Origin of the sequence: Candidatus Thiodiazotropha endolucinida (assembly GCF_001715975.1) — a bacterium.
Classification (GTDB): domain Bacteria; phylum Pseudomonadota; class Gammaproteobacteria; order Chromatiales; family Chromatiaceae; genus Thiodiazotropha; species Thiodiazotropha endolucinida.
Window position 1 is genome coordinate 129,202 of record NZ_MARB01000007.1, and the last position, 23,914, is coordinate 153,115.

Below are 23,914 nucleotides of genomic sequence, written 5' to 3' on the forward strand. Positions count from 1 at the left end.
ATCAACTCAGACTGATTCTCAATGATGCGGCAGTAGCCATTGGGGCCAGTACCAGTGAACCCACCAGCATGGCGGACAAAATGGACAGTTGCGCTGTCGTCGGTATGCCGACAATAGCAGTTTTGACAGCATCCGTGGCAAAGATCAATACCGGCACGTACAGAGGCAGCACCAGGAGTGAAAGTATCATACCCCCCCGGCGAAGGCCTACCGTCAGGGCCACACCCACGGACCCGATCAGGCTCAGCACCGGGGTCCCCAGTAGCAGGGTCAGCATCAGGGTGGGAACGGCGGAACTCGGGATGTGCAGCAATACTGCCAGCAAGGGTGCGATGATGAAAAGCGGGAGTCCGGTTACCAGCCAGTGAGCCAATATCTTCGCCAGGACGAGGATCGATACCGGATGGGCACTCAACATGAACTGTTCCAATGAACCGTCATCGTAATCGGAGCGGAACATGCTGTCCAGAGAGAGCAGGGCGGCGAGCAGGGCAGCTACCCAGATCACCCCGGGACCGACCGCTTCTATGAGTTTGGGATCGTTGCCGATCCCCAATGGAAACATGGCTGTGACCAGAATGAAGAAGAGCATCGGATTGGCCAGTTCCGCCCGACGGCGATAGGCCAGCACCAGGTCCCTTTTAAGGAGCAGGCTGAAAGCGCTTGAGAGGGAGAGGGTACTCATCGATCAGACAGATTTACACGTATCAGCTGGATTTCATCCTTGAAGCCAATCCGGTGATGGGTGGTCATGGCTGCCATGCCTCCTCGGTGTAGGTGTGCCTCGAACAGGCGCTCCATATGCTCGATACCTTTGCGATCGAGGGAGGTGAAGGGTTCATCCAGTATCCAGAGTTTCGCATCGGTGACCAAAAGTCTTGCTATCGCCAGACGACGCTGTTGGCCTGCCGAGAGGTTACGTGTCGGTATATCCTCGAAGCCGTATAAACCGACCTGATCCAACGCATCATCCAGATCAATTCCCGCTTGTGCCTTGCCGAGTCCACGGGCGATGCGGAGATTTTCCAAAGGTGTCAGATCGAGCTTGGAACCATCCTTGTGACCCAAATAGGCGATATGCTCATGGAATTCGGGCCCTAGTCGAAAAATATCTTTCCCCTCCCACAACAGAGCGCCCGATTCCGGCAGGCGTATGCCGCAGAGAATGCGAAGCAGTGAGGTCTTTCCACTACCGTTGCGACCTTCCAGTACCAGCGCCTGACCTGGGTTGATACTGAAGCTCAGGTCTTCGAACAGTACCCTGTCGTCTCGTATGCAGAGCAGCGAGCGTGCTTCGTAGGTGATGGGGGAGGATGTGCTTGATGCTGTCACAAGTTCACTGTCGTTTTATCGTTATCACGCTGTTCATGGCGTGGAGAACAAAGCCCTGGCAAAGTTGGCAAAGTGGACAACCTTACCCGATCTCACTCCATAGCCTCAACAAAAATCGAACGCTATCGAATATGGGAACGATCTCCTTATAAAATAATGGGAATTATTTCCCGTCAATAGCCATTAGACACTATTATTGATGCCCATTCAGCAAACTGATTCCCATTTGTAATCAGCACGCTGTCACGAAATCGTCTGGTTGAGATAGCACTCTGCGGATTCTTAAGATTTGCTTAAGAATGCAATTGGAAAGTGTCCGACTTAGATGAGTCTAAAGGGTATGTCTTTAGCTGTCAGGTGGCCTGCGGTTTTTTTATAATAACCTGTTCCTGCTCAAAACTTTGCAGATTGGGGGTACGTTCAGCAATATTGGATGTTTGCCATGCCAGGGTCAAACAGAAAGCGATAACCAATACGAAAATATATTTCACCGGACATGTCCCCCGGAAATTAACTTGGTGGTGAAATTGTGGCGCCCTTGTGAGCAGTTATTTTTTTAAAGGGTGGAATATATAGGAATTACCCTAGGTTCGCTAGTCCAGGAATGAGTGTATTTTTGATCTAGATCACCTAAACACCTCCTGCCAGGGCTATTCTACATGCAGATAGATAAGATCAGAACTGATTTTAGTCGGATAGGTTTTAATAGGTTCTGTTGCAGGTTCGTCCAATGGCTCACCGCTTTTCAGGCTGAAACGACTGCCGTGCAGTGAGCATTTTATGCTATCCCCTTCGATACAGCCCAGATAGAGAGAGACCTCTTCGTGACTGCAGAGGTCATCGACGGCATAGATCCGGCCGTCGGCGTTCACTATCAGATAGCGCCGGCCGTCAATATCGACGCGCTTCATCCTGCCTGGCTGCAGCTCATCACAACGTGCTACTTGTACCCAATCATTCACCGTCGCCACTACCTGATTCGTTGATGGGCACGGCCCGAGTCGAGAACCTGACGAACCTGGTCGGCAGCGGATACGATTGTGCTGCAAACCCCGGCATGCCAGAGAATCAGGGCGCAGCTATAGACCAGTGAATCGTAGGCCGGGCCTTGCTCGCCATGGAGAGCTCGCATGCCTGTTTCGGCGGCGGCTGAAGCTGCACCGCCGATATCCTTAATGCGGGCGACTTCATCCCCACCGATTCTGATGGCATCGTCCTCAGGAAGTGGAACGGCTCGGAGGGTCTGGTTGATTCCGAGGCTCTCCGGTGTGATCTCGACAGGTTGCTCATCACCCAGGTCATCATAACGGTAGACCATTCCCTGTTGTCTCAGGGAGGGGATAACGCCTCCTTCGATACCACGCACCAGCAAACAACCCTCAAAACCGGCGAAACGGGCCAGTGAAGCATATTTTGCGGGATAAGGCTTATGCACATATCCGGTTACCAGGTGGGTCTTGCTTCGGGCGACAAGAGGCTTAGCCAGTACCTCGACTGTGGTCAGGACCTGTCGCTTGATTATCTTTTGTCTCAAATCGGTCAAATTGTGCAGGCCCGGGCAAAAAGTACGCTGATCCACATAGGCCCATCCCAACTCCGGATCCTCCAACCGAGAAGCGGCGCTATCGAGGTCAAGATCCACACCGATACCGGCAGCCTGCAGTACATGGCGGTGAGTGACACCGAATTTCGGACCCACGGTATCGAGGCCATGACTTACGCAGGGCAGGCCGCAGGCAGCCAATACAGCGGGTATAAAAGGTGATACGGGAAGATTTCGGTTGACACCGTCATAGGGGTCAGCCAGGGAGATCAACTGGTCAATCTCGACCTGACGACTTTGTGAGATGTTAAGGATTGCCTCCAGTGCGCCTTTGTTTTCGTCATCAGTCTCTCGTTTCATACGAAGCGCAATAAGGAAAATTGCCGCCTGTACCTCGTCGATTTCGCCTCTCAGAATGGCCGCCATACCTTTGCTGGCCTCCTCAAGGGAGATGTCCTTGCTCAGTTCCGGTCCGGTGGCTATGCGCTGAATGATCGAATGCATCAACGCTTGAGAGGTCATAGTGTCAGTCATGAAATACTACCTGATTGAGTGACTTGATGGAGCGCAGTATAAATAACATAGTAAAAATGTCAAGAATTACCCGGTAAGTGCGAAGTTTAATATACAAATTCAATTTTTGATGGCCAGTAATCTGACACGATGCAGCAGATTAGCCTGGTAAGGCTGGACCCCATCCTACGTAATGTGTGTGCTGCCAAGGGTGGTCTAAGGGGGGTAAGGCGGTATTAACTATGGAACAACAATATATGACGCTGCAGCGGATATGGTGTGATAGGCAGCATCTCCAGCTATGCACCCCGGTCGCTTACCGAGGCACATTTGCCCTTCAGTTTTAGTGAAGTTTGACCAGTCCGGATAGAAGGCGCTTGTGTCGCCTGGCCCTCAGCGATGCAAGACGGATGTCAGAACTAAATCGTGTTCAAAGAACACAGAATAGCTGCTGTAGTCCCATCGGGTGATCGGTGGCTCGCCGACACTGGGATGAGCGGCCAATGGCTGGCCGTATCGCTGGCTGACCTGATCCATAGACATGCTGCGCGTCGGACGGGGGATACCCTCCTCACTGTTGATGGGTGCCGAATGGATTGATTCGATCAATAGCACATCGGCGGAGACCGGCAGTGAGAGCATGCAGATTAGTGTGGCGGATAGGGTGGTGATACGAAAAGTCATCTGGGTAACTCCGAATTTATCTCTTCAGGAATGAATATAGCACTCTTATCTAAGTATAGAAATTAAAAAGTTTTTCTTTAATCCTGTCAGTTGCTTTTCACGGCTCTGATGTATAGTGGCGGTGGATGGTTGGATGATCTTTCCGGAATTGGAAAAATATGGCCGCTATTCCCGCCTATTTTTGTTAGGCTATCCGATTCGAGGAGCAACCCCCAGCGACGCTAAAAAATTCCGCAGGTTTGGGTGCTAACAAAACAGGATTTATTCGCCAGAAAAATGTTCAAACCGATCGAATTTTATATCGGCCTGCGCTATACACGCGCCAAGCGGCGTAATCACTTTATCTCCTTCATATCGCTGATCTCGATGTTGGGAATCATGTTGGGTGTGGTGGCGTTAATCGTCGTCTTATCAGTTATGAACGGGTTTCACAAAGAAGTCCGTGAACGAATTCTCGGTATGACATCACATGCCACGATTTCCGGTGTCAATGGAGAACTGGAGAATTGGCCTGAGGTACAGGCCGAGGCCGCAACGTTTCCGCACGTGATAGGAGAGGCGCCCTATGTGGAGGGGCAGGGGATGTTGATCAGCGGGCAGAAGGTCAGCGGTGTATTGTTGCGGGGCATATTGCCGGACCAGGAAGGCAAGGTATCCGAAGTGATTTCAGCCATCACGAATGGCTCCATCGAGGCCCTCCAGCCGGGTGAATACGGTCTGATTCTCGGACGAGAACTGGCCTTGGTATTAGGGGTCGGGGTTGGTGATCGTGTCACCCTGGTGACACCCCAGGTCAATGTTACGCCCGCCGGTATCATGCCGCGCCTGAAACGCTTTACCGTGGCAGCGATATTCCAGGTGGGAATGGGGGAGTACGACAGAGGGGTTGCCATCATGCATATGGAGGATGCGGCCAAATTGATGCGCCTCGAGTCGGGGGCGAGCGGGATCCGCCTGAAGCTGGACGACCTCTATTTGGCCCCACAGATATCGAGAGAGCTGGCGCTGAAGATGGGTGGTTACTATCGCATCAGTGATTGGACCATGCAGCATCGCAATTTTTTTGCCGCGTTGCAGACGGAAAAACGCATGATGAGCATCATTCTTTCTCTGATCGTGGCCGTAGCGGCCTTCAATATCGTTTCCACCATGGTGATGGTGGTGACCGATAAACAGTCGGATATCGCTATTCTTCGCACCCTGGGGGCATCACCAAGCTCCATAATGGGCATCTTCATGGTGCAGGGCGCCACCATCGGTATCGTCGGCAACATACTCGGCATGATCGGCGGGGTGTTGCTGGCGATCAACGTGGAGGAGATTGTCAGTTGGATCGAGTCGGTTTTCGAGATCGATTTCTTGGATCCCAGTATCTACTACATCACCAAGTTGCCTTCCGAACCGCATCTCTCCGATGTATTGCTGATAGGGTTTACCGCTTTCATCATCACCCTTGCTGCAACCCTCTATCCCGCCTGGAAGGCATCACGTACCCAGCCCGCCGAGGCATTGCGCTATGAGTGATACCGGGATTGTCCTGCAGGCGAACAACCTGGTGAGATCTTTCACCCAGGGCGATCTTCATGTGGAAGTGTTGCAAGGGGTCGATCTATCCATAAAAAAAGGCGAACGAGTGGCGATCATCGGTGCATCGGGCTCAGGTAAAAGCACACTGCTGCACTGTCTGGGTGGATTGGACCAGCCAGATTCGGGGGAGGTGATGCTGCATGGCAATGACCTGCTGATCATGAATGAACGGGATAAGGGTCTGCTCAGAAATCGGCATATGGGTTTTGTCTACCAGTTTCACCATCTGTTGCCTGAATTCACGGCACTGGAAAATGTTGCGATGCCGCTGTTGATCGGTGGTGAATCGGCAACCGACGCAAGGGCGGCGGCCAAGGCGATGTTACAGCAGGTTGGTTTGGAAGCGCGGGTCGAGCACAAGCCGAATGAACTCTCGGGCGGAGAAAGGCAAAGGGCTGCACTGGCGAGGGCAATGGTCCACCAGCCGGATTGTGTATTGGCGGATGAGCCGACAGGAAACCTCGACAGAAGAAGTGCTGAACAGGTCTATGAATTGATGCTGCAATTCAACCGGGAGAGCAACACCAGCTTTGTGGTGGTTACCCATGACCATGAACTGGCGGCAAGAATGGATCATACATGGCAGTTGGTGGATGGAAAGCTGTCAAGGCCTGAGCCGCTGACGGGATAGCTGCTTATTTCAGATTGATTTCAGGGGATGAATAGTCAGACTGATGTGGATGTTGATAATCAGGTCTAGGGTGTGGTGGGTGAACGGCGGGTTTTCTTTCGCAGGCGACGGGCCTTCCATTTCTCCACCGCATGCCAGCGCCATATCCATAAAATCAGGCTGTAACCCAGTATGGATGAGACCGTGGCACAGAACAAGCTGCCGATGAGCAATGGGACCCAGATCTCGACCCCAACATTCTGTACCCATTCCCAACTGAAATGGAAAGGCCCCAATGTGGCTGTTTCGCCGGTGATCAATGTTCCCACCCAATAAGCGAATAAAAACATGGGAGGAATGGTGATCGGATTGGTGATCCAGACCAGGACTACCGACAGAGGGAGATTAACACGAAAAAAGATGGCTGCCGCTGCAGCGAGCACCATTTGAAACGGGATCGGAATGAAGGCCATAAAAAGGCCTACCGCAAATGCACCTGAGACGGAGTGCCTGTTGAGATGCCACAGATTTGCGTCATGCATCAGCGTGCCGAAAATCCTCAAATGCTTATGGTTACGTACCGTGTCGTGGTGGGGTAACAGGCTTTTAATAAATCTCTTGGGCATGAGTCATTGAAATTATCTGCACAAGCCGCTGATGACGTTCATATTGAGGGTATACCTGAATCGACACCAATACTGAAGCATGTTAAAGCATAGTACAACTTAGATTAATGGAAGAGACAATTACACAATAGAGATAAGAGACAGGGAATGTCGTGAATTTAGTTCTGATCGCATTTGTGGTCGGTGCAACACTATTTCATCAGCTTCAGATCCTGCCTGAAATATGGTGGATGGCTGCACTCGCACCACTGGCCTTTTTCTGGCGTGTCCGTAGTCTGCGGCCATGGATTGCATTTCTGCTCGGGGGAGGGTGGACGCTGCTTTTCGCTCTCAATCACCTGCAGCACAGGCTTCCAGCCGAATTGGAAGGCCGGGATATGGTGGTGGAGGCTGTTATTGCATCCCTGCCAAAGCGTCAGGGCCGATTGACACGATTTCAAGCAGATGTGAACCAGCTGTTTGACAGTCATGGCAATGTGGTGCCACTGACCCGTCTGCAACTCAGTTGGTATGGCCTACGCGATACACTTCGTGTCGGTGAAACCTGGCGCTTGAAGGTCAGGTTGAAACGACCAAGAGGCATGCAAAACCCGGCAGGGGCGGACCTCGAACGGTGGATGTTCAGCCGGGGAGTGCAGGCCAAGGGATATGTCAGAAAGTGGCACGGCAACCGGATCCTGGAAAGCGGGACGCACCATGCGTGGATAGACAGGTTGCGCCAGACCATAGCGCTGCAGCTGGATCAACGGGTTCGACAGCCTGACGCGGTGTCCCTTTTAAAGGCCTTGGCGATAGGGGACAAGCGGGGTATCGGAACCGAACAATGGCGTGTATTCAGTACCACCGGCACCAACCACCTAGTGGCCATATCAGGACTCCACATAGGCATAGTTGCCGGATGGTTGCTGTTCGTCAGCCAGTGGCTGTGGCGCCGTAGCGAGCGCCTGACTCTCAGAATCCCCGCCATCAAGGCAGGATCGGTCGTCGCATTGGCCGGGGCATTCATCTATGCCGCACTGGCTGGGTTTTCACTCCCCACTCAACGTGCCCTGCTGATGCTGTTCACGACCCTTGGCAGCGTCATACTCGGACAGAGGGTTCAGCCGGGCAGAAGTCTTGTACTGGCCATGTTCATGGTGGTGTTACTGGATCCCATGGCGACCCTGTCGGCTGGATTTTGGCTCTCCTTCGGCGCAGTCGCTGTGATTATCATGAGTGTTGGCGGACGCATCGATTGCTGGACAGGGTGGCGGCAGATGATACGGGTGCAGTGGTTCGTTACCTTGGGATTGGTGCCTGTTCTATTGCTGTTTTTCGACCAGGCGTCATTGATATCGCTGATCGTGAATTTGGTTATGGTGCCCTGGTTTACCCTGATCCTGGTACCCATGGTATTGTTCGGTCTGCCACTGCTGACGGTACCGTTTATGGCCGGTTGGTGGTTTGACCTGCTTGGATGGCTGGCTGCCCATACCTATCAGTTACTGGTCTGGTTCTCCACGCTCCCCTATGCAATGTTCACCCTGCCTGATGCTGCTGTTTGGTGCTGGATCGTGGCAATTATCGGTTTTCTGCTGCTCCTGATCCCCGCAGGAATACCGGCACGCGGATTGGCGATCTGGTTGATCGCCCCCTTGATTCTCGTTAAGCCGGTTCGCCCTGCCCATGGAGAGCTTTGGTTTACACTGTTGGATGTTGGACAGGGTCTGGCCTGTGTCATTGAAACAGAGCGTCATGTTATGGTCTACGATACGGGGCCCGCGTACGCAACAGGATTCAATACAGCGGAATCGGTGCTTATTCCGTATTTAAGATCACGAGGATACGCTAGGGTCGACCGGCTGGTGCTGAGTAATGGTGATCGTGACCATGCCGGAGGCTATAGCGCACTGAAACAGGCAGTGGAGGTTGCTGACAGCCTGGCGGGAGAACCCGAACGTATAGCGCAGGTACGGGAGTGCCAGGCAGGTGAGAAGTGGCATTGGGATGGTGTGTCATTCACTGTGCTGCATCCGGACCGGAGTGAAAGATTCAATCTTGCAAACGATCGCTCCTGTGTGGTGCAGGTAGCTGTAGGTGATTGGCGTATATTGCTGCCGGGTGATATCGAGGAGCGGGGCGAAGGGGCATTGTTGAGACACCATGCCGGGGATCTGGCGTCAGATATTGTGGTTGCGCCTCATCATGGCTCGGCGACATCCTCAACACTGCCGTTTGTGAATGCTGTGGCGCCTGACTGGGTGCTTGTCTCAAGTGGTTATAGAAACAGCTATGGTTTCCCGAAAAATGAGGTGGTTCAGCGTTGGCGGCAACAGGGTGCAGTTATACTGAATACAGCTGAAACGGGGGCGATACAGTTTCGTATCAGCAGGGAACAGCAGGAGATCGAGCCACGCCTCTATCGCAAACATAACAGCCGCTATTGGAGTGAATGAATTGCTTTAGACGGTGTTCCACATTCGCTGCGGTATGAAAAGGGTATCAGTTTGCGACCCTTTGTTTCAGATTGCACGACGCATCAAGTATGATAAGCAACAGGGATTTATATTACTTCATATCAAGAATATAGGACGCAGAAAAGGTGCTAGAACTGGTAAAGTCCGGCGGATGGCTCATGCTGCCCATCATCGCGTGCTCCATTGTTGCGCTGGGGATCGTTTTGGAGAGGTTGTGGTCGCTACAGCGAAAGCGGGTCATGCCCGAATACCTGATGCGGCAGATCCTGCAACTGCATAAGGATGACAAGCTCAATCTGGCGGATCTCGATAAACTGAAAGACAGCTCTCCCCTGGGGAAGATCCTGGCTGCCGGATTGATCAACCGGGATCACAGCAAAGAGGTGATGAAGGAAGCCATCGAAGAGGTCGGGCGGCAGGTGGTGCATGAACTCGAACGCTATCTCAACACCCTTGGTACCATAGCTTCGATCTCACCATTGCTCGGTCTGTTGGGTACCGTAATCGGGATGATCAAAGTGTTCAGCGTCATCGTGACTGCGGGGGTCGGCGATCCCGGGGTCTTGGCGGGTGGTATATCCGAGGCACTGATCACCACTGCCGCCGGCCTCTCAGTGGCTATACCGAGTTTGATGTTTCATCGATATTTCAGTGGCCTGATCGACCGGTTTGTGATCGGCATGGAAGAGCAGGCGCTAAAACTGGTCGAGGTGATCCATGGGGAGCGGGAGCTGAGATGAATCTCCGGCCGTCGCCGCGTAAATCACCCGGTGTGGATATTACGCCGCTTATCGATGTGGTCTTTCTGCTGCTGATATTTTTCATGGTCTCCACGACTTTCGAGCGTGAAAGTCAGATCATGATCGAGCTCCCCGAAGCGACAGGAGAGGAAGTCGAACACAAAAAAGACGAACTGGACATCACCATCAATATATCCGGTACCTTTTTCGTCAATCAGCGTGAAGTCGTCAATACGGAAATAGAAACCCTCAAACAAGCCATCAGAAATGCGATTGGTGATCAACACGATCTTCCGGTTATCATCAATGCCGACGCCAGAACGCCGCACCAATCGGTGATGACGGCAATGGATGCGGCAAGCCAGTTGGGGCTGACGAAGATGACCTTTTCCGCCCATCGTCCGGTCAGCGAGTGAGGAAGGCCGGCGCTTGAACGCAATAGAGGCATCCTGGCGTGGCTGGAGCGGCCTGACCCTGTTGTTGCTCCCACTGTCCGGGATCTTCTGTCTCGTCAGCGCTATCCGTCGCCTGTTTTTTCGTGTCGGGCTATTGAGTAGCGTTTCTCTCGAGGTGCCGGTCATTGTGGTCGGTAACATCACCGTGGGAGGGACAGGAAAGACACCGCTGGTGATCTGGTTGGCCAAAAAATTACAGCAGTGGGGATACAAACCGGGCATCGTCACCAGGGGATATGGTGGTGGTTCGGACCGATGGCCCTGTGAAGTCAACCAGAACACTTCCGCCAAACAGGTGGGCGACGAGGCTGTTTTACTCAAACGGCGGAGCGGTTGTCCGGTTTACGCCGGGCCGGATCGACCGGCAGCAGCACGGCAGTTGTTGACCGATCACCAGTGCGATCTGATTATCTCCGATGACGGTCTGCAGCACTATGCTTTGGCAAGAGATCTGGAGATTGTGGTCATCGATGGGGAGCGCTGGTTCGGTAATGGTCTCTGTCTTCCGGCAGGGCCTCTGCGCGAAAGAAGAGGACGGCTTGCCGAAGCCGGTCTGGTGATCGTCAATGGTGCCTCGAAGGGGTGTGAATACCGTATGCATCTGAAGGCTACCGATGCGGTCGCACTGGATCACCGTGGTGAATCGAAGGCGTTGATCCAATTCAAAAATGATCGCATGCATGCGATCGCCGGAATCGGCTATCCTGACAGATTTTTCAATATGCTGGAAGGACTCGGACTGAAACTCGAGCGCCACCCTTTCCCTGATCACCACGCCTTCACCCCCGACGATTTAAAGCCTTTTTCAAGTCAGACTGTTCTCATGACAGAGAAAGATGCGGTAAAGTGCGAGCTATTCGCACAACCAAGCCACTGGTACGTGCCGGTCGTGGCTGATGTGGATAATGGTTTTGAGGAAGCACTGATGACACTGACGAAAAGGCTGAAAGATGGACAGAAAACTGCTTGATATTCTGGTTTGCCCGCTGTGCAAGGGAAAACTTACTTATCAAAAAAAAGCCGCCGAGCTGATCTGTCCTGTAGACCGGCTGGCGTTTCCGATTCGGGATGATATACCGGTTATGCTGGAAGATGAGGCCAGAAAACTGCCCGAGGACGAGGAGATTACCGCAGAAGGCCGCAGCTGATGCAGTTCAAAGTCGTCATTCCGGCACGCTATGCCTCTGTCCGGCTTCCCGGTAAACCCTTATTGGAGCTGGCGGGCAAGCCAATGATTCAGCATGTTTTCCAGCGCGGGGTCGAGAGTGGCGCCAGTGAAGTGGTAATCGCCACAGACGATCAACGAATTGCCGATGTATGCCGCAGTTTTTCCGCCGATGTCTGCATGACTTCAGACGACCATCGCAGTGGTTCGGATCGGATCGCAGAGGTGGTATCGATACGGGGCTGGGCAGACGATGAAATCATCGTCAATCTGCAGGGTGACGAACCCTGTATGCCGGCCGAGTTACTGCATCAGGTTGCACAGGATATGGACAGCCATGATGCGGCCGCAGTGACAACGCTTTCCACAGGCATCACCGATCGCAATAAACTGTTCGATCCTCATGTGGTCAAGGTCGTCACTGACGCTCAAGGCTATGCACTCTATTTCAGTCGGGCGCCAATTCCCTGGCACCGGGATGAGTTTATCAACAGCGACACGCCCTTACCCGCCAATATCGGGTTTGCCCGACATATAGGTCTATATGCCTATCGATCCGGTTACCTCACCCGTTTTGTCACCCTGGATCATGCCCCGATAGAGCGGGCGGAGTCACTGGAACAGTTAAGGGTCCTGTGGCACGGTGACCGGATTCATGTAAGTGAGGCAATGATTGAACCTGGCCACGGTGTCGATACTCACGATGATCTGAGGCGGGTTTCCGAGCTTCTGGTATAGTTGCCGTTCTCCTCAGATCGGCGTCACCGGTCAGCTTTGAAATGTCATACGTATACGATATAAATTCCTACTATTGTCAAGTTCATCTGTCACTCTCAATTGTTTAAATTTGTAAACTTTTTCGACAGTAGTATGGAAAATGGGGTATTTCACCCATGTCATGGTAGGAGTTTACCTCCTATTTGTCGGATAATTTTACAATTGCAAATGTAAAATAATTATAAACCACATTAAAAATATTATTTAATAAATTGTTTTAAAAGTATTATTTTATACCTGGCACAAACAGTGCTTTACTGATAAGAAAATATTGTGATTGAAATCACACTTTACCAATCACTGCGGGCTAAGGATTGGGGACTCAATTTTATGAAGGGCATTGCAGATGACTTTGGTAAAAGATAAGAATCTACAATCAGTGGGGCAATCTCTCCTGACACTAACTGCCTCTTCAATTACGCCGGGAACCCCATCTTCCAATACTTCCTCATCGAAAAGTGACATGTCTTCAATCGACCAACGTCACATTGCAGGTGTTTCGGAGCTGCTCGATTTCGCTCAATTTCAGAAAAATCGAATGAGTGTCGAGGAGGAGGAGAAAAAAAGGATTTCGAGGGAGCTGCATGACGGTTTAGGGCAACTACTGACCAGCATGAATCTGCACATCCAACGATGCCTGGATGGATGTAATGATCAGAATGTTGAAGACATGCTGTATGACAAACACATCGAGTCCCTCAACGCGCTTTCGTCGATGGTCAAACTGGCGATAGATGAAATCAGGACAATTTGCAGCACGATTCGCCCCGCCATTCTGGATGACCTGGGTGTGAATGCAGCCATCACTTGGCAGTGTCGACAGATATCGCAAATCAGTACTGATTTCGATGTGGTGGCCGAACTGAGTATCGACGAATCGGAGATACCCGAAGAGCTAAAGACAGTCATCTATCGTATTGTTCAGGAGTCACTGAACAATGCGTTGAAGTACTCGCGGGCAAAACAGGTCAAGGTCAGTCTGTGGCATACTCGCAACGCCATACAGCTGACTGTTGAAGATGACGGTGTCGGTTTTGATCCTGTCGGGATCAAAGACAGGCTGGGCATGGGCCTGATGAGCATGCGCGAGCGGGCGGAGTCGGCAAGCGGCACACTGCAGGTGAATGCGGAAGTGGGTCAAGGGGTAAAAATATGTGGTTCGTTTCCTGCGAAAAAGATCACTCTCAACGGCTGATGATACCCTTATCGAGGGCATAAGTCGTTAATGCCGAAACGCTGTGTAAATCGAGCTTCTTCATCAGATTTGCCCGGTGTTTCTCCACTGTCTTCACGCTGATACAGAGATACTCCGCCATGCTTTTATTGGTGTGGCCCTCGGCAATGAGCTTTAATATCTGCCGCTCTCTTTGGGTGACGGTGTCCCAGCGCGTAACCGGCTCCTGACTGATATTGTTTGTATTGAGATAGCTGTTGACCACCTTTTCAGTGATTTCCGCACTCAAGTAGGTTTTGCCGTTTAATACCCGTTCTGCCGCCGTCATCAATTCGTTTTGTGTGGCATCCTTCAACACATAACCGTTGGCGCCGGCCTTCAGGCTGGCCAATACATATTCCTCTTCGTTGTGCACTGTCAGAACCAGTGTTTTTATATCCGGCATGCGCTCTTTTATTTCACGTATAGCATCCATACCATTGAGACCCGGCATATTCAGGTCCATGATCACAAGATCGGGTTTGAGCTCGATGACACGGCGTATTGCGTCACGGCCGTTATCGGCCTCTCCAACCACGTCAAACTGGGGGTTGGAGGTCAGCAGTGCTTTCAGACCGGCGCGTAAAATATTGTGGTCTTCGGCTATGACGATTGTTTTATTGTCCGTATTCATTGTTATCTGAAATCTATCTTCAACCCTTAAATGGTATAGTTTCAATAGCGTATTGTAATCTGATTTTCAATTTCAACTAAGTTTAGGCCTGATTGATAGCGATGCAAATTTCATTGGATTTTATTACGCAAATGGCATCGCGGTTCCGACAAATCCACCATTACATAAAATAGACTTTGAATAAACCCTGTTAGCGAGTATGGAGGATGGCAGGCAGCAATTCATTTTTATTTTTCCGCTGAAGAGTTGCACGCTTTTCTTTTTGTAATGCAATCTTTTCTCTGAAAAAAACAGGTTGCTTGCATCGCATAAAAACGACTCTAAATCCTATTAACTGCACCCTACCTTTCGGGGTAGGGTTTCTGCTCCTGACAAAATACTCAATCGTCACCTGTGCGGGTAGGTGATTGAGTAGAAAAAAAGCGTAGTTTCACGCAAAGACCCTATATATATGGCGATGTAAGCTTTGCCACTAAGTACTGGTGAAGGGGCTGGTGTGTCCGGTAAGCGGAAATCATCCCCGGGAAAGATGAATGACCATTAGGGGTCTGGAGAAAAAACCATGATAAACGAGCATCAGGGTTATACAAGCAGAAGCGTAATGTCTTTATTTGCATTGTCATTGCTGTTTCTGTCTACAAATGTTAACGCGGGTGATGTCACGCTTAATGTAGTGGGACCTGATGGCGCAGCTGTGCCGGGTTTTCGCTATATCTTTCAGGAAGACACAACCTATGCTGTCGACCCCAATAATCCTGCGACGACCGCTGATGGCCTCTTGTCATTGGGTTTTCATGCGAGTAACCATCCACCAGCCACTCGAGATGTGGCTGGTCAGGCTGAGAACCTGAGTGGCAATGAGGATACCAGTTCAACCACAATCACTGGTCTGCCGGACACGCGCTACTATGTTTCAGTACTCCCTTATAGCGGTCACAGCATCAGTGGCGCCCCGATAGAAGTTGTACCAGGTGCAAATGAACTGACTGTGACAGTACAGCCCCATCCGATCCCCACAGCTCAGATCTCGATCTACCTGTTTGAGGACAACCATCCCATCAACGGTGTGCCCGATCTCCCTCAAGAGGCCAATGACGGCAGTGTTGACTGGACACAGTTCTCACTGTTTCTGGAAGAGCCGGGCGGTCGTTACGGCATCGCGGGCGGCCAGGTGATTCAGGATGCCTTCGGGAATCCGCTTGGCACCGTCTATGATCAGCACTGCCTTGCCGATGGATCGCCTGCGTACCTGCGTGATGGTGCCGGCAATATCGTGATCATTGGTGGTGAGCCAGTACTTTTAATCGATCACTTCTGCTTCGATGCCGAAGGTAATCCTATCGTGCTCGAGATGGGTGACGGCACCATGCACCCAAACCCAGACGGCACTTTGACGGTAAAAAATATCGCCCCGGGTAAATACGGTGTTGTGATCATCCCACCCACCAATCCCGACGATAATATCGGTTGGCAGCAGACCAGCACCATCGAAGGCAGCAAGGTCATCGATGCCTGGGTCAAGGCCAATGAACCGCCGGTCTTTGTCGAGTTCGGACTGCCGGGACCCCATGTGTGTCGTCGGTTTTGTAAAAGCTACAGCTGATGGCGGTATGCCAGGTGCGCCAGGTCCGCAACCGGGTGAGCAGATAGCTACCGTGAGCGGCACTGTCACAGATATGCATATGTCGCGCGTCACACGCCAACCGACATTCGAGTTCTTTTCCGGCCGCCCGTTCCCGGGTTGCTGGGTTGGTATCAACCAAGTGGATGCGGCCGGTGCCCTGGGTCAGGGTATCGAAGCAGCCCCCTGTGATGGGGATAGCGGTTTCTCGTTTGATCTGCCTCCCGGCAGCTATCAGCTGGCGATCTGGGATGCAAACCTGGATGTGGTCTTCGCCGCAAACCCGTTCAGCGTGGATGCCACAGGTGGTACTTGTAATGGCGGCAATAGCTGTGCCTTCGGTGAAGTAGCCGTTTTCAATTGGTTTACCCGTCTGAACGCCGGCGTTTTCCTGGACGAAGACTTGGACGGTTTCTGGGATCAGGGCGAACCAGGGCTTGGCAACGGTGAACGGGGTATCGGCCCCGAGAGCCAGGATGTGAGCCTGCGCTGGCGCGACGGTAGCGTCTATCAGAACTTTCCAACCGACCACGAGGGTCTTGCGCCATTCGACGAGGTCTTCCCCTTCTTCCACTGGCTGGTGGCTGAGGTCAGCTTTGCCAACAAGAAGGCGACCGGCGCCACTTTTGTGGTCGATGCGGGCGGTCCAGTGGATACCGCCAATGGTGATTTCCCCGGTTTTGGTGAATTGAATCCCCAACCTCAGTTCTGTACACCGGCGATTGCCGCAAATGCGGAAGATCCTAACTTTGGATGTACTCCAGGCGATGCGCTGATCAATCCGAACACCACTGACAACCTGTCGCGTACGGAAACCGGTGCGGTGCTGACCCAGGGCTTCCAGGGCTTCCTCGGCCAGACCAGCGTGATGCAGTTCGGTAAGGTGGATTACATCTCTATTACACCGCCCTACAATGATGGAACATTCCATCCGCCTGAGTTTGTTGGCGAGAATGGCGGTATCTCCGGCATGGTCTTCTATGCCACCACCCGTGCGGAAAACGAACCGCAATTCGCCGCCGCCGAGGAGTGGGAGCCGGGTGTACCCCGGGTTCAGTTGGCCCTCTATGCCGACGGTGACATCGACTGTCCCGCCCTCGCCGGCCAGGTGAATTGTGACATCGACTGGAATAACGATGGCACATTGGATCCCGATGATGGTGTGGTAGAAGATATTAATGGTGTGCCCGGTATTCAGTATGCCGATGTGGACAACTATCCGCTCGGTTTTGCCGAGGGTGCAGCACCCGGTCCGGAGGATATCGACAGAAACGGCAATGGCGCATTCGATCTGGGCGACGCCCTGCAAGTGACCTGGACCGACAGCTGGGACGATAGCCTGCCCGAAGGCTGTCAGGGCCTGAACAATATCCCACCTAGCCCCGCTTTCCCGGCAGGCATCCCCGTTGAGCCGCCCATCACTGATGAGCGCTGCTTCGACGGTCTGCGCAACTTCAATCAGGTCAGGCCTGGCGTCTTCGATGGCGGATTCGCCTTTGAAGAGTATGACATGGACTACCTGGGAAGCCTGGGTAACCAGAGTGGTAACGTCACCATCCTGAACAACTTCTATGCGGATCGAATTGCAGCCGTAAGCACGGTTGCCGCAGCAACCGGAAAGGCGCTTGAACTGCCCGAACAATGGATTCTCCCCGGTGATTATATTGTCGAGATGGCGACACCTCCGGGTTATGAAAGCCTCAAGGAGGAGCATAAGAACGTCGATTTCGGTGACGAATATACGCCATCACTGCAGGCACTGCCCGTGGCCTGTGTGGGTGACGACCGTACGGTGCCTCAGTACCTGACCATGGTGACCAGGGACGGCAGCGGTACCGATCCGGGTGACGGCAGCAATCTTGTGGATGCCGCACTGCTGGATGACGAGGGTGTGTTTGCACCGTTCGCCAATGAGACGCGTCGTAGCTGTGATCGCAAGCTGGTGCCGCTTTCATCCGGTCAGAATGCAGCCGCTGAGTTCTTCCTCATGACCCATGTGCCGCTTGCCGGCAATGTGTCAGGTGTCGTCCTCAACGACCTGGCCAACGAGTTCAATCCGAACTCCCCGGCCTTCGGCGAAAAGTTCGCGCCGCGTAACATACCGATCGCCTTCTACGACTGGAACGGCAACGAAGTCAATCGTATCTATGCGGATCAGTACGGCCGCTACAACCTGATGGTGCCCTCGACCTCCACGGCGAATCTGGGGATTCCATCGGGCATGTCGCCCAACATGCTGGTCTCCTGTATGAACGATGCGGGCCCGATCGATAATCCCGCTTATTTGGTCGATGCCGATAATGACGGACTCGACGACAACACGGGTGCGCCCGCCAAGATCGTCGATCCGAATTTCAAGACCCAGTACAGCCAGTTCTGCTACACCTTCCAGTACATGCCCGGCGTGATCACCTATCTGGATACGCCTGTGGTACCGGTTGCCGCACATGCGGATAGGGAGACCTTCCCGCTGGATTGTGAGCAGACCGACAAAACGCCCATGATATCGTCCATCACCCGGACGGGCGGCCTGCCCGGTCCCTTCGGTCTGGCCGGCGATACCATTCGCATCAATTCAATGGGACTGGTGGATGTGCCCAATCCCTATTGGGATGGTGTGATACCTGCTGAGAAGCTGATAACACGTGACTACAGATTCAATCCAGGTGTTCCAGGTATGGAATCGCGGGCATTCCTCATCGATCTGGATGATCCAACAGTGCCGATCGAGCTCTCTTCCTACAGCGCTCGAAATGAAAATTTTCTTGAAGGCACTATCCCCGCAGTCGGTCCAGGCGAGTATCAGGTCATGGTCTCCAATGGTGATGTCAGTTCACCGGTAGGTGTCACTCTGACTGTGGGTGTTGATGTGGCCGGTCTGGGCGAGAGTGCCCCCAGGGCCAATTACAGTGCAGCAAACCAGGCAGCCACCACGTCAGCGGTTTGGCGCGTACCAGGTGATTTCGCCACCATTCAGGAGGCGATTGGCGATCCGGTCAACAATCCAGCCGGACCTTCCGCCGCCGCGGGTGACCTGATTCTCGTTGCGCCGGGTGACTATGAAGAGATGGTGATCATGTGGAAACCGGTCAAGCTGCAAGGTTGGGGTGCCGGTGCGGTTACCCTGAATGCCAGACAGGTACCCACCGAAAAGGTTGCCAACTGGCGTAATCTGGCTACCACGCTGGAGTCAAATGGCTCGATCTCACTCCTGCCGGGTCAGGCCCTGGCGCCTTTCGGATTCCCCGGCCTGGGTGCGCAACTCTTCCCGACGGAAGAGGGTGCAGGTATCTTCGTGGCCGGTACCAATAGCGGTGGCAACCGTTTCGGCCATCCCAGGAATCGTGGTGCCCGTATCGATGGTTTCACCATCATCGGTGCCAGCACCGGCGGTGGCATCGTCGCCAACGGCTATAACCAGTGGTTGAATATCTCCAACAATAAGATTACCGCCAACTCCGGTTTCTACGGTGGCGGTATCCGTGTCGGTCATCCTCAGTTGACCCATGAGATCGAGACTGAAGACGATCCGGATTTCATTGAGGAGAATGACAACTATGCGGTAGGCACGCTGGTCTATACCGACAGCCGAAACGACCGCGTCAATATCCATCACAACCTGGTACAGAAGAATGGTGTACTGAGCGGTGCAGGTGCCGGTATTTCGCTGAATACAGGCACTGATGCCTACCGGGTGAGAAACAACTGGGTATGCGGTAACTTCGCTCAAGGAAGCGGCGCCGGTATCGCTCACCTGGGTCTCAACAGGGGCGGCATCATTGAGGACAATATGGTTATCTTCAATGAGTCCTTCCAGCAGACACCGGGAACCTCGCCGGATGGCGGCGGTATCTATATCGCCGGACAGCCCGCGCTGGTGCCTGAGGCAGAGACAGGGCTGATGTTGTCACCCGGTACCGGTAACGTGACCGTCGACGCCAACATCATCCGCGGCAACCTGGCGGGTGCCGGTGATGGCGGCGGTATCAGCATCACCAGCGTCAATGGACAGGATATCCCACAAAGTCGCTTTGCTGCAGATGGCGAAGAGAGCGATGAATGGATCAGAGGCCGCTGGTACGGCGTCAACCTGTTCAACAACATGGTCAATAACAACGTGGCCGGCGTAGCAGGTGGTGGTTTATCGATACTCGACTCCCCGAAGGTTGTTATTCGCAACAACACGGTGGCGAGAAACGATTCGACCTCGACCGGTTCCCAGGCGTTTGCCGATCCTGCCAATCCGAACGAGTCGCAACCGTTGCCGGCGGGTATCGTATCGCGGACCCATAGTAATGATATGGCGCAGGCCATGGCGCTCGCGATCGACTCCTATGATGAGGATGACAATCCGGCGCCGGGTGCAATGACGCAGAACGCAACTTACAGCAACCCAACGTTGCGTGACACCATCGTCTACCACAACCGCTCGTTCTACTGGTCCAACAACGGCGATCCGACACAGCTCACAGGCGGTCTGCTGCCGGATTGTGCCGGTTGTGCGCTGACGGACTACGAAGCCTATACCAATGATATGGGTGTGGTAACGGGTGTCACCGAGAGCGCGACGGATCTGCTGAGACCTCGTTACTGCCTGCTGCAGGATGGTACCGAGTACGACACAGTCAGCGGTACAAACGAGCTGATTACCGGTGATGTGGGATTTGTCAATCCGGTCTACAACGAAGCGACCGACAGTCTGCTGTTCCCAGAGTTCAAGGTGATACAGGCGGCCGGGGCCTTCGACGAGGGTGGCAACTTCCTGCAGGTCAGTTTCGGTCCTGTCACGCTGGTTGATTCCCTCGGTGCGCTTTATGACTATCACCTGGCGGCAGGTAATCAGGCTGACAACGAGGGTGGTCCCACCGGTGGCAGCCGTACACAGGTCGATTTCGACAATGATCCAAGACCCGCCACGGGTTCTGATATCGGCGCCGATGAACTGGCGCCTTAGTAAAGGGTAGTGTGGCAATGAAACAGACAAAGAATCATACAAGCATCACGACCCATGCTTCCGACGTCAGATTGATTGTAGTGATGGGTCACCGAGTAATCACAAACGGCGGTTACAAGATCACGAGGAGTAACGCCCAATGAAAACTTATCGTAAAAACATACTTGCAGGGGCAATTGCCCTCACGTTGTTGGGGTTCGTTGGTACCGCCAGTGCCGTGGTCAATGTTCAGTGTCCAGGCGATTTAGACGGGGACGCAACTGTCGATGTTGGACCTGGCCATCCCGATTACAATGAGAATGCCAAATGTATGCATCTGATCGCCGGTGACAGCTTTGCAATCATGTCAGACGGCAATCCCTTGTATACCTTCGGCTTTGGTGACAAGACAGGGAACGGCAACACGCCCGACACGGTGATCGGCAATGGTATCTTGGCGGCCGAGTGGCCCGGACCCACCATCGAACTGGATCAAGGGCAGGAGTTCTTTCTCAATCTGACCAACGTGGGTACAGTGATCCGACCCGATCTGTTCGATCCGCATACGGTTCATTTCCATGGCTTCCCCAATGCCTCAGCGGCTTTCGACGGTGTACCCGAGGTTTCGATCTCCATCAATATGGGGTCGACACTGACCTATTACTACAACATCGTCGAGCCCGGTACCTATATCTATCACTGCCACGTGGAAGCCACTGAGCACATGGAGATGGGTATGTTGGCCAATCTCTACGTGCATCCGATTCAGGACGAGATCGGCTGTTTCGATATGGTCGATAATCCGGGTACCGCGGAATATGACCCGGAACCTGTACCGAACGGTGGTTGTGAGCCGGGAACACGGAAAGATCCAGGCAGCACCGGCCCGACAGGTTATGTCTACAACGATAACGACGGCTCCACGGCTTGGGATGTGGAAGTGGCGCTGCAGTTCTCAAGCTTCGATGGCAACTTCCATGATGCCAGTCTTTTCGTTCAGCCGCTGCCGTTTGCGGATCTTGAGGGTAATTATCCTCAGATCAACGGTCGAGGCTATCCGGATACGGTAAGCCCAGGCGATTTACCGGCACCTACCGATAACCTAACGCCGGTGGCAGGTCATCCTGCAGGTAAAGTGACCGGCAATCCCGGTGAAATCCTGAACAATGGCGATCCCACTCAGACGATGGATTCCGTCATTGAGGTCAATCAGGGCGAGCGTCTCTTGCTGCGTCTGTCGAATGTGGGCCTTGACCGCTTCTGGACCATCACCGCCATGGGTCTGAAGATGAAGATCGTTGGTACCGGTGCACGTCAGATGCGCGGAAGTGATGGCAAAAATCTCTACCGTGAAACGGCATCACTCAACTTCGGTGGCGGTGAGACCACCGATGTCATCATCGATACAGCCGATGTGGCACCTGGCACCTATTTCCTCCATGCCACCGAAGTGCATCAGATGAGTAATGCGACACAGCTGGATGGCGGCATGATAACCGAGATTGTTGTCAACTGAGGCTGGCCGAACTAGGAGATGAGACTAATGAAGAGCATATTCAAAAAACCTGGGCGGTTCATCAGCTTCCTTATGCTGGGCCTTGCAGGTGTCTTCAGTGCGCCGTTAACCCATGCGGCCCACGACATTCGCGGTATAACGGGTCCCACTTTCAACCTGTATGCCTATCCCTTCAATATGAACCTGCCTGAAGGCACCAGTTTATACATGTGGGGCTTTGGTGATATGGATGGCGGTGCAAACGCCACTCATGCGGCGGGTGATGGTTATGCACTACCGCAATACCCCGCACCCACCCTGATTGTTACGGAAGGGGATAGCGTAACCATCAATATCGCCAATTATGGGGTTCCGGAGCCGGTCGGTATCGTTGTAACAGGTCATAACGCGAGTGCGGCCTGTGCACCCTTTCCCGGCGGTGGTCCAAGCACCTGCACAACAGGACTCGTGACCTCGTCCGCTAATATCAATGAGGCGGTGACATACACCTTTACCGCAGGAACCCCAGGCACCTATATCTATCACAGCCTGGATGGCGACAATCCCGGACTGCATGCGGAAATGGGGCTGTTGGGGGTGATGATTGTGCGTCCGGCCGATTTTGGTGCAGGCCCCAATCGCACGGCCTACGGGGTAGATACCGGTACACAGTACGATCAGGAGAATCTCTATCTCATGACCGAGGTTGATCCTGAAATCCACCTGCAGATGGAGCGTGGGCACAGAAGTCATTTCACCCACTCCGACCGGCATGCCAAGATCTGGTTTATCAATGGCAGGGTCTTTCCGGATCTGTTCCAGGGGGATTACAACCCGCTCTTTCCACATCAACCTTATGAGTCGCTCGCAATCGCTCATCCGGGTGACATCGTATTGGTGCGTAATATCAATGCGGGACACGATTCCCACCCCATGCACTACCATGGCGAGAACCTCACCTTTATCGGTCGCGATGGGAAGATGTTGAGTTCAGACGGCATCGTTTCCGATCTGGGACGTTCCGACAATACCATCAACTCAGCGCCGAAACAGACTGTTGATGCACTCTGGACCTGGACCGGCAAGGGACTGAATTGGGATGTCTATGGCCCGATTAGTAACAGCTGCACTGATGCAAATAACGACATGGCAGATGATGCCACGGGTGCACTGTGCAATGATCCCACTTGTAATGATGTTGTAAATAATCGTACCGGTGATGCAGGTTCTGACGGATTTGATGATGACAATTATCAATACTGTCCTGACCATGGCAAACCACTACCTGTGACACTGCCAGGCGTGGGCGATCTTTCACTCGGTGGCTGGTGGAGTGGTAGCCCATTCCTCGGCGATACAGGTGACCTTCCACCCGGTGAGGGCGGTCTGAATCCCTTTGGCGGCTACTTCCTGGTCTGGCACTCCCATGCGGAAAAAGAGCTGACCACATTCGACATCTTCCCCGGCGGCAGCTTGGGCTCAGTGGTGATTGTGCCTCCCGGCACACCCATCGAATAAGCGTGGGAGGGC

General features: G+C 53.1%; 20 protein-coding genes. 13 read left to right on the forward strand and 7 right to left on the reverse strand.

Annotated features, from left to right (window positions below):
- Position 1: 1 nt before the first annotated feature.
- The 5 genes from ccmB to CODIS_RS07835 form a co-directional block, all read right to left on the reverse strand.
- Positions 2–685, reverse strand: a complete 684-nt coding sequence (gene ccmB / locus CODIS_RS07815) for a heme exporter protein CcmB (protein WP_069123502.1) — start codon at positions 683–685, stop codon at positions 2–4.
- The gene (gene ccmA, locus CODIS_RS07820; RefSeq protein ID WP_083220618.1) at positions 682–1,332 is read right to left on the reverse strand and encodes a cytochrome c biogenesis heme-transporting ATPase CcmA; all 651 of its coding nucleotides are present in this window, start codon (positions 1,330–1,332) and stop codon (positions 682–684) included. Before ccmA ends, ccmB begins: the two co-directional genes overlap by 4 nt.
- Positions 1,333–1,982: 650 nt before the next feature.
- A complete protein-coding gene (locus tag CODIS_RS07825; RefSeq protein WP_083220627.1) occupies positions 1,983–2,294 on the reverse strand; it encodes a non-heme iron oxygenase ferredoxin subunit in 312 nt (103 codons plus the stop codon).
- Between the two features lie 8 nt (positions 2,295–2,302).
- The gene (locus CODIS_RS07830; protein ID WP_069123506.1) at positions 2,303–3,409 is read right to left on the reverse strand and encodes an anthranilate phosphoribosyltransferase; all 1,107 of its coding nucleotides are present in this window, start codon (positions 3,407–3,409) and stop codon (positions 2,303–2,305) included.
- Positions 3,410–3,781: 372 nt separating this feature from the next.
- Positions 3,782–4,072: a hypothetical protein gene (locus CODIS_RS07835; protein ID WP_069123509.1), complete on the reverse strand. Its 291-nt coding sequence runs from the start codon at positions 4,070–4,072 to the stop codon at positions 3,782–3,784.
- 276 nt (positions 4,073–4,348) lie between these two features.
- Here CODIS_RS07835 and CODIS_RS07840 point away from each other — a divergent pair, with 276 nt between their 5' ends.
- Positions 4,349–5,596, forward strand: coding sequence for a lipoprotein-releasing ABC transporter permease subunit (locus tag CODIS_RS07840; RefSeq protein WP_069123513.1), 1,248 nt, complete (start codon positions 4,349–4,351; stop codon positions 5,594–5,596).
- Entirely contained in the window at positions 5,589–6,290 is a 702-nt protein-coding gene (gene lolD / locus CODIS_RS07845; protein WP_069123516.1) for a lipoprotein-releasing ABC transporter ATP-binding protein LolD, read from the forward strand. Before CODIS_RS07840 ends, lolD begins: the two co-directional genes overlap by 8 nt.
- A 65-nt stretch (positions 6,291–6,355) precedes the next feature.
- Here the strand turns inward: lolD and CODIS_RS07850 are convergent, their stop codons facing one another.
- The gene (locus CODIS_RS07850) at positions 6,356–6,895 is read right to left on the reverse strand and encodes a DUF2062 domain-containing protein (protein ID WP_069123519.1); all 540 of its coding nucleotides are present in this window, start codon (positions 6,893–6,895) and stop codon (positions 6,356–6,358) included.
- Positions 6,896–7,047: 152 nt separating this feature from the next.
- On the opposite strand from CODIS_RS07850, the gene CODIS_RS07855 reads away from it, so the two are divergent.
- The 7 genes from CODIS_RS07855 (at position 7,048) to CODIS_RS07885 (ending at position 13,683) form a co-directional block, all read left to right on the forward strand.
- On the forward strand, positions 7,048–9,330 hold the full coding sequence (locus CODIS_RS07855) for a DNA internalization-related competence protein ComEC/Rec2 (RefSeq protein ID WP_069123522.1): 2,283 nt from the start codon (positions 7,048–7,050) through the stop codon (positions 9,328–9,330).
- 146 nt (positions 9,331–9,476) lie between these two features.
- A complete protein-coding gene (locus tag CODIS_RS07860; RefSeq protein ID WP_069123525.1) occupies positions 9,477–10,091 on the forward strand; it encodes a MotA/TolQ/ExbB proton channel family protein in 615 nt (204 codons plus the stop codon).
- Complete coding sequence (locus tag CODIS_RS07865; protein WP_069123528.1) at positions 10,088–10,507, forward strand: ExbD/TolR family protein; 420 nt, start codon at positions 10,088–10,090, stop codon at positions 10,505–10,507. The genes CODIS_RS07860 and CODIS_RS07865 overlap by 4 nt, the downstream gene beginning before the upstream one ends.
- 13 nt (positions 10,508–10,520) lie before the next feature.
- Positions 10,521–11,516 (forward strand): tetraacyldisaccharide 4'-kinase, encoded by a 996-nt coding sequence (gene lpxK, locus CODIS_RS07870; protein ID WP_235615154.1) that lies wholly within the window; start codon positions 10,521–10,523, stop codon positions 11,514–11,516.
- Positions 11,497–11,694, forward strand: a complete 198-nt coding sequence (locus CODIS_RS07875; protein WP_069123533.1) for a Trm112 family protein — start codon at positions 11,497–11,499, stop codon at positions 11,692–11,694. The genes lpxK and CODIS_RS07875 overlap by 20 nt, the downstream gene beginning before the upstream one ends.
- A complete protein-coding gene (kdsB, locus tag CODIS_RS07880) occupies positions 11,694–12,449 on the forward strand; it encodes a 3-deoxy-manno-octulosonate cytidylyltransferase (protein WP_069123536.1) in 756 nt (251 codons plus the stop codon). The genes CODIS_RS07875 and kdsB overlap by 1 nt, the downstream gene beginning before the upstream one ends.
- 502 nt (positions 12,450–12,951) lie before the next feature.
- Complete coding sequence (locus CODIS_RS07885) at positions 12,952–13,683, forward strand: sensor histidine kinase (protein ID WP_162420170.1); 732 nt, start codon at positions 12,952–12,954, stop codon at positions 13,681–13,683.
- On the opposite strand, the gene CODIS_RS07890 is transcribed toward CODIS_RS07885, so the two are convergent.
- Complete coding sequence (locus CODIS_RS07890) at positions 13,673–14,335, reverse strand: response regulator (RefSeq protein ID WP_069123542.1); 663 nt, start codon at positions 14,333–14,335, stop codon at positions 13,673–13,675. The genes CODIS_RS07885 and CODIS_RS07890 overlap by 11 nt on opposite strands.
- 601 nt (positions 14,336–14,936) lie before the next feature.
- Between CODIS_RS07890 and CODIS_RS07895 the strand changes: the two genes are divergently transcribed.
- The 4 genes from CODIS_RS07895 to CODIS_RS07910 all read left to right on the forward strand — a co-directional run bounded on the left by CODIS_RS07895 (position 14,937) and on the right by CODIS_RS07910 (position 23,902).
- A complete protein-coding gene (locus CODIS_RS07895; RefSeq protein WP_069123545.1) occupies positions 14,937–15,938 on the forward strand; it encodes a hypothetical protein in 1,002 nt (333 codons plus the stop codon).
- A 7-nt stretch (positions 15,939–15,945) separates the two neighbouring features.
- Positions 15,946–20,910: a right-handed parallel beta-helix repeat-containing protein gene (locus tag CODIS_RS07900; protein ID WP_154723056.1), complete on the forward strand. Its 4,965-nt coding sequence runs from the start codon at positions 15,946–15,948 to the stop codon at positions 20,908–20,910.
- 139 nt (positions 20,911–21,049) lie between these two features.
- Positions 21,050–22,405, forward strand: coding sequence for a multicopper oxidase domain-containing protein (locus tag CODIS_RS07905; protein WP_069123551.1), 1,356 nt, complete (start codon positions 21,050–21,052; stop codon positions 22,403–22,405).
- A 27-nt stretch (positions 22,406–22,432) separates the two neighbouring features.
- Positions 22,433–23,902: a multicopper oxidase domain-containing protein gene (locus tag CODIS_RS07910; protein WP_069123555.1), complete on the forward strand. Its 1,470-nt coding sequence runs from the start codon at positions 22,433–22,435 to the stop codon at positions 23,900–23,902.
- Positions 23,903–23,914: the final 12 nt, after the last annotated feature.

Coding starts and splice junctions, on each gene's coding strand:
- ccmB (WP_069123502.1), bottom strand. CDS start 685: ATGAGTACCCTCTCCCTCTCAAGCGCTTTCAGCCTGCTCCTTAAAAGG.
- CODIS_RS07830 (WP_069123506.1), bottom strand. CDS start 3,409: ATGACTGACACTATGACCTCTCAAGCGTTGATGCATTCGATCATTCAG.
- CODIS_RS07835 (WP_069123509.1), bottom strand. CDS start 4,072: ATGACTTTTCGTATCACCACCCTATCCGCCACACTAATCTGCATGCTC.
- CODIS_RS07840 (WP_069123513.1), top strand. CDS start 4,349: ATGTTCAAACCGATCGAATTTTATATCGGCCTGCGCTATACACGCGCC.
- lolD (WP_069123516.1), top strand. CDS start 5,589: ATGAGTGATACCGGGATTGTCCTGCAGGCGAACAACCTGGTGAGATCT.
- CODIS_RS07850 (WP_069123519.1), bottom strand. CDS start 6,895: ATGCCCAAGAGATTTATTAAAAGCCTGTTACCCCACCACGACACGGTA.
- CODIS_RS07865 (WP_069123528.1), top strand. CDS start 10,088: ATGAATCTCCGGCCGTCGCCGCGTAAATCACCCGGTGTGGATATTACG.
- CODIS_RS07875 (WP_069123533.1), top strand. CDS start 11,497: ATGGACAGAAAACTGCTTGATATTCTGGTTTGCCCGCTGTGCAAGGGA.
- kdsB (WP_069123536.1), top strand. CDS start 11,694: ATGCAGTTCAAAGTCGTCATTCCGGCACGCTATGCCTCTGTCCGGCTT.
- CODIS_RS07885 (WP_162420170.1), top strand. CDS start 12,952: ATGTCTTCAATCGACCAACGTCACATTGCAGGTGTTTCGGAGCTGCTC.
- CODIS_RS07890 (WP_069123542.1), bottom strand. CDS start 14,335: ATGAATACGGACAATAAAACAATCGTCATAGCCGAAGACCACAATATT.
- CODIS_RS07895 (WP_069123545.1), top strand. CDS start 14,937: ATGTCTTTATTTGCATTGTCATTGCTGTTTCTGTCTACAAATGTTAAC.
- CODIS_RS07900 (WP_154723056.1), top strand. CDS start 15,946: ATGCCAGGTGCGCCAGGTCCGCAACCGGGTGAGCAGATAGCTACCGTG.
- CODIS_RS07905 (WP_069123551.1), top strand. CDS start 21,050: ATGAAAACTTATCGTAAAAACATACTTGCAGGGGCAATTGCCCTCACG.
- CODIS_RS07910 (WP_069123555.1), top strand. CDS start 22,433: ATGAAGAGCATATTCAAAAAACCTGGGCGGTTCATCAGCTTCCTTATG.